Below are 14,272 nucleotides of genomic sequence, written 5' to 3'. Positions count from 1 at the left end.
ATGAGTATCCACAGTATCGCCGTGATCGGCGCCGGCACCATGGGCCGCGGAATCGTTCAGTTATTCGCCCAAGCCGGCCATTCGGTGCGTTGTTATGACGCTGTCGAGGGCGCCGCGCAGAGCGCCATCGAGTTTGTCCGTGACCTGATCGACAGGGCTGTTAGCAAAGAACGTTACAGCCGCGAGCAAGGCGACGCGATTATCGCGCGCATGTCCGCCTGCACACACATCGAAGACTTGGCCGGTTGCGACTTGGCTATTGAAGCGGTGGTGGAGGACCTCGGTATCAAGCGTGAGTTGTTCCGTGCCCTGGAAGCGGTGCTGGGTGATACGGCGATTCTGGCCAGCAATACGTCTTCGCTAATGATCGCTGATATCGCTGCCGGTTGCCGCCGTCCCGAACGCGTGGCCGGACTGCACTTTTTCAACCCGGTACCCTTGATGAAGGTCGCCGAAGTCATCGCCGCTGTGCGTACTGCGCCCGCCACAGTCGCTGCCTTGCAGTCAGTGGTAGTGGGGGCGGGTCACCGCGCGGTGGTGGCCGAAGACCAGCCGGGATTTCTGGTTAACCATGCCGGCCGTGGGCTATACACCGAAGGCTTGCGCATCCTCGAGGAGCAGGTGGCCTCGGTACAGGACATCGACACTTTGATGCGCGAAGCCGGTGGCTTTCGCATGGGCCCATTTGAGCTGCTCGACCTTACGGGGCTGGATGTGTCCGGCAAGGTGATGGAGTCCATCTACCAGCAGTTTTACCAAGAGCCGCGTTTTCGTCCATCGCCACTGGTCGCGCCGCGCCTGGGTGCTGGCCTCTATGGACGCAAGACGGGTGAAGGCTGGTATCGCTACTGCGACAACCTCAAAAAACAGGTGGCACCTGCTCGGCCTGTTCCTGCGCTCAACCACGAGTTGTTGGTCTGGGTGGACCCGGCTGCCGACGACTACGAACGCCTGCAAGGTCTGGTGTTGGAGGTCGGCATGATGCTGCACCATCTGCCTGATGAGGCGGATATATCGCTGGTGCAGTTCTGGGGCGATGACGTCTCGCGTTACTGCGCCGTGCACGGTCTCGACCCCACCCGAACGGTGGCCGTGGACCCACTACCTGGCCTGGAAAACCACCGTACCCTGATGCTCAGCAGCGTCACCCGTCCAGAGGTGCGCGATGCCGCCTGGGCGATGCTGGCCGCACAAGACACACCAGTGACGGTGATCAACGACAGCTGCGGGTTCGTTGTCCAGCGAGTGTTGGCGACTATCGTCAATATCGCTGCCGATATTGTTCAACGGGGTATCGCCAGCGTCGCTGACATCGAAGATGCGGTGCGCCTTGGTCTGGGTTACCCACAAGGACCGCTAAGCCTTGGCGATGCCATTGGTGGCAAGCGGGTGATGAACATTCTTACTCGCATGCATGAGCTCAGCGGTGACCCGCGTTACCGCCCCAGCCCCTGGTTGGCCCGGCGCGCGGCATTGGGGCTCTCGTTACTCACAGCAGAGACAGCGCGCGATGACTGAAATTGATATCGACTACTTGCGTGGCTGGGTAGGCCGCGAGCGTGTGCGTGAAGAGCTGTTGGCGCCGTTCGCCGTCCAGGCGCTGAGCGCTACGCTGGATCGCGAACAGGTGCCTATGCAAGGCGAGACGCTGCCACCTACCTGGCAATGGCTGTACTTCAATGACTGCGCCCAGCGTACCAACCTGGGGGCTGACGGCCATGGCAGAACCGGAGGCTTCCTGCCACCGGTGCCCTTGCCTCGACGTATGTGGGCGTCGGGTGAGTTCATGTGTGAGCGGCCATTGCGCATCGGCGAACTGGCCGAACAGCGCTCGGTGGTCACTTCTGTTGAGCTGAAGGAGGGAAAAACCGGGGCCCTGGTGTTTGTCAGCCTGGAACATCAGATCAGCCAGCAGGGACGACGCTGTCTTGTGGAGAAACAACACTTGGTCTACCGGGAAATGGCCAACGGCCCCAGCCCCTCGCTGCCCGGCGAGCCCGCGCCAGATGAAGCGGATGTTAAGCAGCCATTTCAACCTGACCCGGTACTGCTCTTTCGCTACAGCGCGCTGACCTTCAACGGTCACCGCATTCACTACGATCGCGACTACGCCACGCGGCAGGAGCATTATCCGGCGCTGGTGGTACATGGCCCATTGTTGGCGACCTTACTGGCCGAGCAGGTGACGATACAAATGCCCGAGGTACGGGTAAGCAGTTTTGGTTTTCGCGCTGTGCGCCCGGTGTTCGACACTGACCATTTATTGCTGTGCAGCAAACGCAGTGGCGATCGTGTTGATCTGTGGACGCAGAACCAGGATGGCTTTGTCACCATGATCGCCACCGCCAACGTGGAGGTGCCGCAATGAGTCGTGCGTTCCCAATGTGGCGCTCGCTGCTGTTTGTTCCCGCACATATTGGCAAGTTCACTGAAAAAGCCCATGAGCGAAACGCTGATGCCTGCATCCTAGACCTCGAAGACAGTGTTGCTCCCGGGCAAAAGACACAAGCTCGCGACGCTGCCAGCAGCGCCGCACAGAACATCTCCAACCATGGCCTGGATGTATTGGTGCGTATCAATACGCTCGATAGCGGCGGGGTGTTGGATTTGCAGGCAATTGTCAGCCCAGCCGTTTGTGCCGTGGTGCTGCCCAAAGTGGCCTCTGCCGAGGTGGTGCGCCACGTGGCCTTGCAACTGGACCATTTGGAAACCGAGCGCGGTATGGTCGTGGGACAAACGCTGATCCTCGCGCAGATCGAAGACGTAGCGGCGTTGCCCTTACTGGATGAAATTGCCACGGCCTCGCCACGGCTGATGGGCATGAGCCTGGGCCCGGAAGATTTTTCCGTGTCCGCGGGAATGGAACCTGTGCCGGAAACGTTACTGTGGCCCAACCAGCAAGTGGCCTTTGCCTGCCGCCGCGCAGGAATTCTGCCCTTTGGTTTTCCAGGCTCGATTGCCGACTTCAGTGACATCCCACGTTTTCGTCAGGCCCTCGTACTGGGGCGGCAGTTGGGAATGATCGGCGCCTTCTGCATTCACCCTGAACAAGTGGCAGTGCTTAACGAGGTGTTTTCTCCTGGCGATGCCGAGGTTGAATACTCCGTCGCTCTGCTGGCTGAGTATGCCTGTGCCGAAGCCGAGGGGCGAGGCGCCTTCGCCTTCCGCGGCAAGATGATCGATGCGCCGATCGTCGCCCGTGCTCGAGAGCTGCTGACCCGCCACATGTCTGCCATTCACTGCCAACGACTGCCAGCTAAATAATGTTTGGAGTTCGACCTATGCTGCCAATTACCGCTACCAACGATTTGCTGGGCCTGCTGTTACAGTTGCGCGGCGTACTGGAGCAGGCCACCAGTGCCTTGGCTTCACGCTGCACCAAGGGCCAGCAACTGGATGCTGACCTGCTGGACCTGATGCAAGTACCGACTTTCGAACTCGCTTGGGCCAGTGCCGAATTGTTGGCCGCCGAGCGTTCATTGCAGGCCATTGATGCCGGTACTAGCGCGGTGGATCGACGCCTGATTTTGGTGTTTGCTGTGGAGGCCATCACCTTGGTGCACGGTCGTTTGGAGGCTATTTGTGTCGAGCTGGATCTGGCCGATGGTGCCCTGCATGCCATCGCTGCCGACCCTAGACTGCGTGCATTACGTCGTAGTGTTTTATCGAGTGCTGCCCTGCATGACAGTGCGCGTTTAATGGCAGAACGTCCGGAGCAGATCGGTCAGGTGGCGATGGGGGACGAACTGTCGATGATTGAGGATCAGTTCCGCCGCTTCGCTGCTGACACCGTGGCACCACTTGCCGAGCACATTCATCGCGAAGACCTCACCATCCCCGACAGCTTGCTGGCAGCCTTGCGCGATATGGGCGTCTTCGGGCTGTCCATTCCCGAGCAGTACGGAGGCAGCGCTCCAGACGATCAGGAGGATCCGTTAACCATGATTGTGGTCACCGAGGCCCTGTCTCAGGCTTCACTGGCTGCAGCAGGCAGCCTGATCACTCGTCCGGAAATTCTCTCGAGAGCGCTACTGAGCGGCGGCACTGAGTCCCAGAAGCAGCATTGGCTTGCGCGACTGGCTGTGGGAGAGCCGTTGTGCGCGATTGCAATTACCGAACCTGATTATGGTTCCGATGTGGCCAACCTGACCCTGCGAGGAACTCCCTGCGAGGGCGGCTGGCGCCTGAATGGAGCGAAAACCTGGTGTACCTTTGCCGGAAAGGCAGGGGTGCTGATGGTGGTCGCCCGTACTCATCCCGACAAAAAATTGGGGCACCGCGGCCTCAGTTTGTTGTTGGCGGAGAAGCCCAGCTACGACGGCCACGACTTTGATTTCCGCCAGCCTGGGGGAGGGCGCCTTACCGGGCGGGCAATCCCCACCATCGGCTACCGCGGCATGCATTCGTTCGATCTGTCGTTCGAGGACTTCTTTGTGCCCGACGGTAATGTGATTGGCGAGACTCAGGGCCTGGGCAGAGGTTTCTACTACACCATGGCGGGGATGACAGGCGGGCGTATGCAAACGGCCGGACGGGCCAGCGGCGTGATGCGGGCGGCTCTATTGGCGGGGCTGCAATATGCGACGGAGCGCAAGGTGTTCGGAGCCCCACTGGCGGATTATCCGCTGACCGGCGCCAAGCTGACAAAAATGGCTGCACGTTATGTCGCCAGCCGTTATCTCACCTATTCGGTGGGACGCATGCTGGCTCAGGGCGAGGGCCGAATGGAAGCAAGCCTGGTGAAGTTGTTTGCCTGCCGCAGCGCGGAAATGGTGACGCGCGAATCCCTGCAGATTCACGGCGGCATGGGCTATGCCGAGGAAGTGGCGGTGAGCCGCTACTTTGTTGACGCACGGGTGCTGTCAATTTTTGAGGGCGCCGAAGAAACCCTGGCGTTGAAAGTCATTGGCCGCAGCCTGCTGGAAGCCGCACTGAAAGCCGAGGTCGCCTGATGAGCGAGGCAATTCTCAAGGGCATGCGCGTAATTGAGGTATCGGCCTTTGTCGCCGCTCCGCTAGGTGGCATGACCCTGGCGCAGATGGGGGCCGATGTGATCCGCGTCGACGGTCTCGACGGCGGCCTGGACTATCGCCGCTGGCCGGTCACCGACGACGACACCAGCTTGTTCTGGGCCGGGCTCAATAAAGGCAAACGTTCGGTGGCCATTGATATCAACAAGCCCCAGGGCCGTGAACTGGCCCAGGCGCTGATCACCGCGCCGGGCTTAGACGCCGGCATGCTGCTGACCAATTTTCCACCCCGAGGCTGGTTAGATTATGACACCCTGCGTGCCCAGCGCGCGGACCTGATTCAGTTGACCATTCAGGGCGATCGACATGGCGGCTCGGCGGTTGATTACACGATTAATCCGCGCATTGGTTTGCCCTATCTCACCGGCCCCCAAGACGTCGATGGCGCGGTCAACCATGTGCTGCCAGCCTGGGATTTGATCACTGGGCAAATGGCGGCCGTTGGGCTACTTGCCGCTGAGCGTCAGCGCAGCCGGCAGGGCATTGGTCAGCAGGTGAAGCTGGCTCTGGAAGATGTGGCGCTGGCAGTGATGGGCCATTTGGGCTTTCTTGCCGAAGCCCAGCGCGGCGTACAACGGCAACGCCACGGCAATGACTTGTTCGGCGCCTTTGGCCGCGACTTCGTGACCCGTGACGGGCAGCGCATTATGGTGGTTGGTCTGACCCTCAAACAGTGGCGCAGCCTTTGCGAGGTCACAGCTATCACCGAACAGGTGGAGGCCTTGGGTCGACACCTACAGGTCGATCTAAATCGCGAAGGTGAGCGTTTCCACGCCCGTGAGGCCTTGGCCTCATTGGTCAGCCCCTGGGTGGCGGAGCGCACCCTGGAAGAGATAACCGCCCTCTTTGAAGACCGCGGCGTGTGCTGGAGCCACTACCAGAGCATCAGCACACTGCTTGAAGAAGACCCGTCCTGCTCCGAGCAAAACCCCTTGTTCAAAATGCTGGAGCAACCCGGCATCGGCCAAATACTCACCCCCGGCATGCCCCTGCGTTTCAACGGCCACTACCGCACGCCGCAGCCGGCACCGCAATTGGGGGCTGATACCGAGGCGGTGTTGATGGACGTGCTGGGGTTGAGCAGTAGCGAATTCGGCGCGTTGCATGACCAGGGATTGGTGCGTATCGCACATCGGTAGGGATGTGCCCGCGTCAACGTCGGGCGAGGATAACTGCAGGAGATCCAAACGACCATCTTGCTCATGGTTGTCAGGTCGTGCAGTCGTAAGAGAGCCCCGCCAGTCATCGTCTGTCTTATTTCGCGCGCGTCGCATGCAGACGATGCGCCGAATTGCCGTAGGTATGGCGGCTGATCAAGCAATGGCTTGAGGTGACCACCGGGCTTTTGATAGGGATTGTTGATGCCGGCACCGATTGATTCATGTGCTAACGCAACACTGACCCACCTCCAATCGGCACAAATCCAGCACAGACAGTAGTGCTGGTTTCAGGCTGTTTTCCGAGTGATTTATGGCAGCGACAGCTAATTCTGCTGTCACGCAGAGACAAGCCATGCCTCCCGATCCGGGCATACGATCACCTCCAAGCGAGCACACTTAAAAAAACGCTCGGCGTCGTGAACTTACCTTCCTGCCTCCAATAATTAAAATGGTGAAGTATGTCTTCGAAAAGCCGGATCACCTTGACTTACAAGAAGCCGGATGAACAGAAGGTTCGCTCCTTCAAGGTTCAGTTCGGCGCTGTTAATATTTTCCTCGGATTAGCGTTGGCTGTAGTGGATCACAGTGCTTCGGCTGCAACGATTTATAAAGACGACAACACGAAGCTTGACTTCACGGTACAGGCGATCTACGGGGCGTTTCACAGCAGTGAATCCTATAATCAGGGCGGTCCTATCAAGTCTGGTGCCGCCGGTTGGCAAGAAGGGGTACTCAGGGCTGGGTTTAAAGGCCAGACGCTATTACCTGGGTTATATGACAGTTCGCTCTACGGAGAAACCACTTGGGTGGCTAGCGGTACCTGGGATGGTGGCGATGCTGCGGGATACACGGACGGCTCCGAGCGACGGGCATCAATCGATCGGGCTTATATCGGCTGGCGCTCGGGTAATCTGATGCATGACTGGGGAAAAGATTTTGTCGATCTATCTGTGGGCAGCCAGAAAATTCAGATAGGTGATGGATTCATCATCAACGGGGATGGCTTAAGTGTCGGCAACAATATTGCCGATGGTCAATTGGATAGAGGTGGCGCCTATTACCTCACCCCGCGCAATGCTTTTCATAATACGGTGAAGCTGCACCTTGGGGCGCAGGATCTATGGCGTGGCGATTTGATTTGGCTGAAATCGGATAATGAGATCAAAGCCAAACCAGAACTCGGGATTGCGGTACTGGAAAGGGGAGATGAGCATGCTACGTTCGGCCTCACTTATATAAAGGGTTTGGGGGTTGACGAAAGCTTGGCGAACAGTTTCAGCGCCCAGAGGGATGGTCTTGAAGTTGTCAGCCTTCGTGGGCAAGGTGACTTCGGTATCAAGGACCTGTTTTTATCGTTCGAATATGCCCATGAGGACAAGTCACAGGGGCAGGAACATGCCTGGTACGCGGAAGGCGCGTGGACCTTCTCCCAGTTACCATGGACGCCTCGCTTGGGCTATCGCTACAGTCGTTACTCCGAAGACTACGACCCCCTCTTCAGTGGTTACAGTCGTGGTTACGGCACTTGGTTTCAAGGCGAAGTCGCCTCTAACTACTCAGGGCCATTTCAGCGAAATGCTGGCATTCATATGGCGGAACTCCAATTGCATCCGACCGCCAATCTGACCTTGGGCGCATTGGCTTACTCGTTTAGAAGTCTGGACAAAAGACAAGGCGACCTGGACGCCAGTGAAGTGGATGCATACCTGGATTGGTCGGTGGGAGAGAACTGGGTTATCAGTCCCTTGGTGGGGCTCTATAAACCTAAGAAAAGTGCAGAACAAGGCGGCTCCCAACTGGGGAACGATAATCTTAACGTCTACAGCCAGTTAGTCGTGGCTTTTCACTTCTAAAAAATGACAGAAAAGGTTCTGAAGAAATGAAAAAAAACTTGAACTGGCTCGCCTCTAGTGCCTTGCTCGTTGTGGCGTGTCTTGTCCCCCAGGCCTTCGCAGCCTCAGCGAAACCCAATATTTTGTTAATTGTTGCCGATGACTTGGGGTATTCAGATCTAGGAGCATTTGGCGGGGAAATTGACACCCCGAATCTGGATGAACTGAGTAAGCACGGTACCTTGCTTCAATCGCTTTATGTTGCCCCCACCTGTTCGCCGACCCGCTCCATGTTGATGTCGGGGACCGACAATCATCTCGCAGGTGTCGGTAATATGGCGGAAATGATGACGCCTCACCTCACACCTGAGCAGATGGGCAAGCCTGGCTACGAGGGTTATCTAAACCAGCGCGTAGCGGCCCTGCCAGAGTTGATGAAGGATGCTGGCTACCAGACCTTCATGGTCGGAAAATGGCACTTGGGTGGCGCTGATGGACTGCGTCCACAGCAGCGTGGGTTCGATAAGTCATATGTCCTTATGGGTGGTGGGGCCGCTCATTTTAAGCAAACGGCACCTATGCAAATAGCGTCAGACGCCCCGGAACCCGTCTACAGGGAGAATGACATCAAGGTAGAGTTGCCAGCGGACTTTTACTCGTCGACCAACTTTACGAACAAGTTGATTGAGTACGTCGATGCTGGCCTGGGAGAAAAAAAGCCCTTCTTTGCCTATGCGGCCTACACCGCCGCGCATTTACCTTCCCAGGCTCCCGACGCCTATCTGCGGAAATATCGGGGACGTTATGACCAAGGTTACGAAGTGACCGCGGCACGCAGAATCGAAAAACTCAAATCTCTTGGCCTGGTCGACGCAAAAGCTACACCAGTTCCGATGCCCAAGGGGGTAAAGCCATGGTCTGCACTCAGTGTCGAAGAGAAAGAATACTCGGCACGGACAATGGAAGCCTACGCAGCAATGGTCGATGCTTTTGACCATGAGATCGGCAGACTTATCAATCACCTCAAGGACAAAGGGCTTTATGACAACACCTTGATCGTGTTCTTGTCCGATAATGGACCAGAAGGTAATGATTGGAGCAAAGATGTTGAAAATGATCAATGGATCCCCAAACACTTTGACGTCTCGTTAAACAATATTGGACGTCCAAACTCTTTCGCTTATGAGGGACCCGCCTGGGGGCAAGTCAGCGCCCAACCATTCAGAATGTTCAAGGCCTATACCAATGAAGGGGGTGTTCGTTCTGCATCGTTCATGCGTCTTCCATTCAATGACAACCCTCAACGCACCGACGCCGTGGTGACTGCCATGGACGTCATGCCAACGATACTTGATGTGGCAGGTATCAAACATCCCGGTACGCAATACCAAGGCAAAACCGTTGAGCCGATGAAGGGGGCGAGTGCTTTATCCATGCTCCAAGGTAAAAGCCACGCAGTGCATGATTCCACCTATACCGTCGGCATTGAATTGATGGGGCGTAATGCTATCCGCAAGGGCAACTGGAAAATCGTTTACTCCTTTGATGATGGCAAGGGTACTTGGGCGCTGTACGACCTGGCGACCGACCGCGGTGAGTTACACGATCTTTCCAGTAAGCACCCAGACAAGTTGAATGAGCTGCTGACTGAGTGGACGCAGTATGTGCGGCAGAACAATGTCATCAGTACGGGGCGTGATACAACCTACCCACGTCGTGACTATTGATACAGAGGGCCTCCCACGTGAAGAGGCCCCATTGATGAGTTATGAAAATGAATGACTACAGGCGTGCTCTGATAGCCGGGGCATTATTGAGCGTGATGGTGACCATTGATGATGTCAGTGCTGAACCTGTTTATTCATCTTTGGGGGACGTATCATCTTGCAAGCAATATTCAGGCTTACCGCCCAAGGATGTACCTATAGAGCAGGTATGGGTGCCGGGGGGCACCTTTACTATGGGTTCCAATACGCACTATCCAGAAGAAGCGCAAGAGCGGAACGTTACGGTGGATGGGTTTTGGATTGATCGGCATGAAGTGACGAATGCGCAATTCCGAGCGTTCGTTGAGGCGACGGGATACAAAACATTGGCTGAGCGCGGGTTAGACCCTAAAGTATTCCCCGGTTTGCCCGATCAGATGTACCGTCCAGGATCAACAGTGTTCGAACCCCCTCGCGATCTGCAGGTCATCAACCTTCAGTGGTGGCACTTTATAGAAGGAGCGGATTGGCAACACCCTAGCGGTCCAGGCAGCTCCATCGACAACATGGATAATCATCCCGTTGTACAAATAGCCTTTGAAGATGCTCAGGCTTACGCGAAGTGGATGAACCGTGCATTACCGACCGAAGCTCAATTTGAGTACGCGGCTAAAGGTGCGAGCAGTACAACCTACCCCTGGGGCAAGAGTCTTCATTTGGACGGGAAGGAGATGGCCAATACCTGGACCGGCGTGTTTCCATTTCAGAATACCGCCACTGATGGTTTCGTCGCGACAGCGCCTGTTGGCTGTTTTCCTCAGAATGCCTACCATCTTTTTGATATGGTGGGTAATGTTTGGGAGTGGGTAATGGATGACTGGACGCCTTATCACTCCATCGAGGAAGAGCCTCATCCGGAAATTGATCTTGAGGACTCGCTCAGCGTCCAAGCGCGAACGCTTCTGCTGGGTACAATCAAAGGGGGATCTTTTCTTTGTTCACCCTCGTACTGCAAACGCTACCGTCCGAGTGCGCGACATGCTCAGGATCGAACCATGGGAACTAATCATATTGGTTTTCGCACGGTGAGCCTTCCTTGAAGACCTGAACGTAATTTGTTGAATGGTTTAGTTGACTTATTTAATACCAGGGTTCGCAATCTTAGTTGCAGTCAGCTATGGCCCAATAAACCCGTTAGAGGCGAGGCATTGATCGCAAGCACAGCGTTCGCGGCTGAGTAGGTAATTGGCGTAAATTACCTCGTGTTTCACCTCCATGCCTCGCAACTGCCCCCCAACTGTGGTCTCCAGGCGATTTCGAAGTCATGAATTTCAGTTATTCGGTATTCGTTTTGGAGCCGACGGCAATTGCGCCCCACGTTGAGCAAAATACTGTGCGGGCGTGCTCCCCAGGGCCTTTTTGAACATTGTGATAAAGGCGTTGACCGAGTTGTAGCCCAGCTCGGTTGCAACGTTCTGCACCTTCGCACCACTGGCCAATTCTCGCAGTGCAACAACAAGGTGCAACTGTTGCCGCCAGCGTCCAAATGTAAGGCCCGTCTCACGAATCATCAATCGAGACAGCGACCTGTCGCTCATCGCCACGCGTTTGGCCCATTCGGCTGACGTACTGCGGTCGGAAGGGTCGAGCGTCAGTGCATCTGCTATCGCACGAATCTTTGGATGGCTGGAGATGGGTAGGTTGAAGCGCTCACGCGGCATTTCGACCAATTCGTCGAGGATCACTCTCGCAAGCCTGGCGGTATGGCCAACTGAAGGATAATCGGCAGGCTCCTGTGCTAGCCGGTCAATCATTTCCCGGATCATTGGGGAGATGGACAGCGTGCAGCAACCCTCGGGTAGTTTCGCCGCTCCGGGGTTCACGAAAAGATAATTGAGCCGAGCATTCGCTGTCGCCCGTGCGCTATGCGGCACGCCGCCCGGAATCCAGACGCCGCAGTAGGGCGGTACGATCCAGATCTCGTTGTCCGCAGTACAAGTGACCGCCCCGTGCAGCGCGAGGATCAGTTGGCCCTTGCGATGCACATGTGTCGGCACTTCCGCTTGGTGATCTGCAAAGTCGAGCTGCCGGGCCACCGCCGGCCGGTCCGTGAGGTCAGGGTCGAAGACGGAAACGGCTGATCGCGTGAGCGGCATACAATTGGCAGTTTTTAGGGATATTTTGGAAGAATACTGAATTTATTTGCGTTTGCAACGCCGCAATAATAGTTCGCATGAACATACTATCCGCTGTGAACAAACCACCAGGGAGCGCCGGCGTCGGCATAGCGCATGTGGTGGTGTCCCTCCTGCAAACCCCTGCAATGAGGGCCGACGTGGATGCGTTGCTGTTTTCGGCGAAGAGCTTTGCCGCAGCGATGTTGGCCTACTATGTTTCGTTGCGTATAGGACTTGCCAATCCTTACTGGGCAATAGTGACCGTCTACATTGTCTCGCAGACCTCTGCTGGGGCCTCGCTCAGTCGCGGTGTCTATCGCTTCGTGGGAACCCTCGTCGGGGCGGCGGCAACGGTGGCAATCATTCCGAATTTCGTGAACGACCCTATCGTATGCAGCGTGGTGCTCGCCTGCTGGATCGGCCTGTGTCTTTATTTCTCGCTGCTCGATCGCACGCCAAGGGCCTATGTTTTTGTCCTTGCTGGTTATACCGCGAGCCTGATCGGATTTCCCAGCGTCCTTGATCCAGGCGCGGTGTTTGATACAGCCTCCGTGCGGGTTCAGGAAATCTCCATCGGGATACTGTGTGCCGTTCTAGTGCATCGCTACATCCTGCCCAAACGTATGACGGGTCAGTTCATCAGCAAGCTGTTGGCAGCGCTGCGGGACGCCCGTCGGTTGGCAACTGACGCCTTGAAGGGAACGCCGAGCGAGAATCGTTGCGACTGGACCCAGCTCGCGGCGGATCTTCTTGCCCTTCAGGGGCTTGCATCGCACCTGCCCTATGATCCGGCCCCTGCGCTGCGGCACGAGTCGGTACAACTGATCCATGACCGGCTGGCGCGATTGCTTGCGCTCGCTGCGGAGATCGAGGACCGGATCCATTCCCTGGGTATGGGCGGCTACAACTCGCCCGATGAACTGGTCGCTTTGCTCGATGATATCGCGACGTGGATTCCAGCTGTCGAGGCGGTCGACCGGGAGGACGTCGCAATGTGTTTAATCGCCCGCGCGCGGGCGATCAACAAACGTTGCGGTGTAGGCGCCGCAACGTCTGGCGCCAGGCTCGCCGCTAATCTCGCCGGTTATCTTGGCGAAATGATTGGCCTGCTCCAAGACTGCGACAACCTGGGGCGCCACATCGTGACTGCCGAGCAATCACACGAGGCGACAGTGCTTCATTGGCCCAAGCCCGCGAAGGGCTACATCTATCACCGCGATCGCTGGATGGCGGGCCGGGCCGCGTTGGGTGCCATCGTCGGCATCCTGATCAACTGCGCTTTCTGGATCTGGTCGGCCTGGCCCGAGGGCGGGACGGCCGTATCCATTTTCGGCGTATGTTGCACGCTGTTCGGGAATGTCGATGAGCCAGTCCCTAACGTCATCAAATATATGCTCGGCTCGATCTATGGGGCGGTCATCAGCTTTGCCTACAGCTTCGTCATTCTTCCTCAGGTCACGGACTTCGTTCTCCTTGTTATGGTGCTAGCACCGACGTTCCTGTTCGCGGGGTCCCTGCAAGCGCGTCCGCCGACGACGCTCATGGCGCTCGGTATCACCCTGACCATTCCGATCCTTTCGGGGCTGCGCGCCACCTATGCAGGCGACTTCGCGGCATCCCTCAATACCGTTGTTGCACTCTTTGCGGCGGTCGGATTCGGGGCGGTCAGCATGACCTTGTTCCAGAGCGTCCCGGTCGACGCGGCGATCAGTCGGCTGCTTCGATTGAGTCGCAGGGGCGTCAGCCGTCGAGCGCTGGGTGATGTGCCCGATGACCGGTATTGGACGAACCTTATGATCGATCGCACGGCGCTGCTGCTACCAAGGCTACGGGTGTCCAACAAAGGCTATCCGGATGTTCTCGACGATACCCTGCACCATCTGCGTGTCGGCCACGCTGTTGGATCGCTGCGCAAGATGATCCCGCAGGTCGACGGCGACATTGCCGAAAAACTGGGTGAAATGCTTTTCGCGATCGCGGCACACTTCAGCGCCAGGGACCTTACGGATCATGTTGACCCGATCGGTTTTGACCAGCGTATCGAGACCTTGCAGGTGATGATCGCTGACAGCTCGATCAACGACCGCTCGCGGATCGCCGAGCTGCTCATGGACCTTGGATTTGCACTAGGTCCCCGTCATACGGCGAGCGCGCCTCATGATCGTTGATCTCGACGTCGGTGGCGTCCTCATCCCCGGTTTACTGGCGCTGGTATTCGTCGCTATTTTTGCCACCGTCGCGATGATCCGCGTTCTCTGCGTGGTGGGCATCTACCGCCTATTCGCTCGCCGGCCGCTCGTCGAACTCGCCATTTTCGCGCTCATCTACGCTCTGCTCGTGCAGCACCTGCCATCAATCGGACGCTAA

General features: G+C 57.1%; 11 protein-coding genes. 10 read left to right on the top strand and 1 reads right to left on the bottom strand.

Going from position 1 to position 14,272, the window contains the following annotated elements; translation table 11 throughout:
- The 8 genes from V7773_RS22470 to V7773_RS22435 all read left to right on the top strand — a co-directional run bounded on the left by V7773_RS22470 (position 1) and on the right by V7773_RS22435 (position 10,828).
- Positions 1 to 1,518: a 3-hydroxyacyl-CoA dehydrogenase gene (locus V7773_RS22470; RefSeq protein WP_092412213.1), complete on the top strand. Its 1,518-nt coding sequence runs from the start codon at positions 1 to 3 to the stop codon at positions 1,516 to 1,518.
- Positions 1,511 to 2,368: an FAS1-like dehydratase domain-containing protein gene (locus V7773_RS22465; RefSeq protein WP_336075208.1), complete on the top strand. Its 858-nt coding sequence runs from the start codon at positions 1,511 to 1,513 to the stop codon at positions 2,366 to 2,368. Before V7773_RS22470 ends, V7773_RS22465 begins: the two co-directional genes overlap by 8 nt.
- Positions 2,365 to 3,264, top strand: a complete 900-nt coding sequence (locus tag V7773_RS22460) for an HpcH/HpaI aldolase/citrate lyase family protein (protein ID WP_218190037.1) — start codon at positions 2,365 to 2,367, stop codon at positions 3,262 to 3,264. Before V7773_RS22465 ends, V7773_RS22460 begins: the two co-directional genes overlap by 4 nt.
- Positions 3,265 to 3,281: 17 nt before the next feature.
- Entirely contained in the window at positions 3,282 to 4,952 is a 1,671-nt protein-coding gene (locus V7773_RS22455) for an acyl-CoA dehydrogenase family protein (RefSeq protein WP_336075207.1), read from the top strand.
- Positions 4,952 to 6,169, top strand: a complete 1,218-nt coding sequence (locus tag V7773_RS22450; protein WP_336075206.1) for a CoA transferase — start codon at positions 4,952 to 4,954, stop codon at positions 6,167 to 6,169. Before V7773_RS22455 ends, V7773_RS22450 begins: the two co-directional genes overlap by 1 nt.
- A gap of 479 nt (positions 6,170 to 6,648) precedes the next feature.
- Positions 6,649 to 8,043 carry an alginate export family protein gene (locus V7773_RS22445; protein ID WP_238992609.1) on the top strand — a complete coding sequence of 465 codons (1,395 nt, stop codon included), beginning with the start codon at positions 6,649 to 6,651 and terminating at the stop codon, positions 8,041 to 8,043.
- Between the two features lie 26 nt (positions 8,044 to 8,069).
- Complete coding sequence (locus V7773_RS22440) at positions 8,070 to 9,749, top strand: arylsulfatase (RefSeq protein WP_336075205.1); 1,680 nt, start codon at positions 8,070 to 8,072, stop codon at positions 9,747 to 9,749.
- A gap of 41 nt (positions 9,750 to 9,790) precedes the next feature.
- Positions 9,791 to 10,828, top strand: coding sequence for a formylglycine-generating enzyme family protein (locus tag V7773_RS22435; protein ID WP_336075204.1), 1,038 nt, complete (start codon positions 9,791 to 9,793; stop codon positions 10,826 to 10,828).
- A 231-nt stretch (positions 10,829 to 11,059) separates the two neighbouring features.
- On the opposite strand, the gene V7773_RS22430 is transcribed toward V7773_RS22435, so the two are convergent.
- Positions 11,060 to 11,884: an AraC family transcriptional regulator gene (locus V7773_RS22430; protein ID WP_336075203.1), complete on the bottom strand. Its 825-nt coding sequence runs from the start codon at positions 11,882 to 11,884 to the stop codon at positions 11,060 to 11,062.
- Between the two features lie 179 nt (positions 11,885 to 12,063).
- Here V7773_RS22430 and V7773_RS22425 point away from each other — a divergent pair, with 179 nt between their 5' ends.
- Both V7773_RS22425 and V7773_RS22420 read left to right on the top strand, forming a co-directional pair.
- Positions 12,064 to 14,073: an FUSC family protein gene (locus V7773_RS22425; RefSeq protein ID WP_336075201.1), complete on the top strand. Its 2,010-nt coding sequence runs from the start codon at positions 12,064 to 12,066 to the stop codon at positions 14,071 to 14,073.
- Positions 14,063 to 14,272, top strand: coding sequence for a DUF1656 domain-containing protein (locus tag V7773_RS22420; RefSeq protein WP_336075198.1), 210 nt, complete (start codon positions 14,063 to 14,065; stop codon positions 14,270 to 14,272). Before V7773_RS22425 ends, V7773_RS22420 begins: the two co-directional genes overlap by 11 nt.

Origin of the sequence: Pseudomonas sp. 3JA, assembly GCF_036961705.1 — a bacterium.
GTDB lineage: Bacteria > Pseudomonadota > Gammaproteobacteria > Pseudomonadales > Pseudomonadaceae > Aquipseudomonas > Aquipseudomonas fluorescens_Q.
This window is presented reverse-complemented; position numbering and strand designations above follow the sequence as displayed.

What these genes read in the sequence shown, in the direction of transcription:
- V7773_RS22470 (WP_092412213.1), top strand. Translation starts at nt 1, where the DNA reads ATGAGTATCCACAGTATCGCCGTGATCGGCGCCGGCACCATGGGCCGC.
- V7773_RS22440 (WP_336075205.1), top strand. Translation starts at nt 8,070, where the DNA reads ATGAAAAAAAACTTGAACTGGCTCGCCTCTAGTGCCTTGCTCGTTGTG.
- V7773_RS22465 (WP_336075208.1), top strand. Translation starts at nt 1,511, where the DNA reads ATGACTGAAATTGATATCGACTACTTGCGTGGCTGGGTAGGCCGCGAG.
- V7773_RS22460 (WP_218190037.1), top strand. Translation starts at nt 2,365, where the DNA reads ATGAGTCGTGCGTTCCCAATGTGGCGCTCGCTGCTGTTTGTTCCCGCA.
- V7773_RS22450 (WP_336075206.1), top strand. Translation starts at nt 4,952, where the DNA reads ATGAGCGAGGCAATTCTCAAGGGCATGCGCGTAATTGAGGTATCGGCC.
- V7773_RS22435 (WP_336075204.1), top strand. Translation starts at nt 9,791, where the DNA reads ATGAAAATGAATGACTACAGGCGTGCTCTGATAGCCGGGGCATTATTG.
- V7773_RS22420 (WP_336075198.1), top strand. Translation starts at nt 14,063, where the DNA reads ATGATCGTTGATCTCGACGTCGGTGGCGTCCTCATCCCCGGTTTACTG.
- V7773_RS22455 (WP_336075207.1), top strand. Translation starts at nt 3,282, where the DNA reads ATGCTGCCAATTACCGCTACCAACGATTTGCTGGGCCTGCTGTTACAG.
- V7773_RS22430 (WP_336075203.1), bottom strand. Translation starts at nt 11,884, where the DNA reads ATGCCGCTCACGCGATCAGCCGTTTCCGTCTTCGACCCTGACCTCACG.
- V7773_RS22445 (WP_238992609.1), top strand. Translation starts at nt 6,649, where the DNA reads ATGTCTTCGAAAAGCCGGATCACCTTGACTTACAAGAAGCCGGATGAA.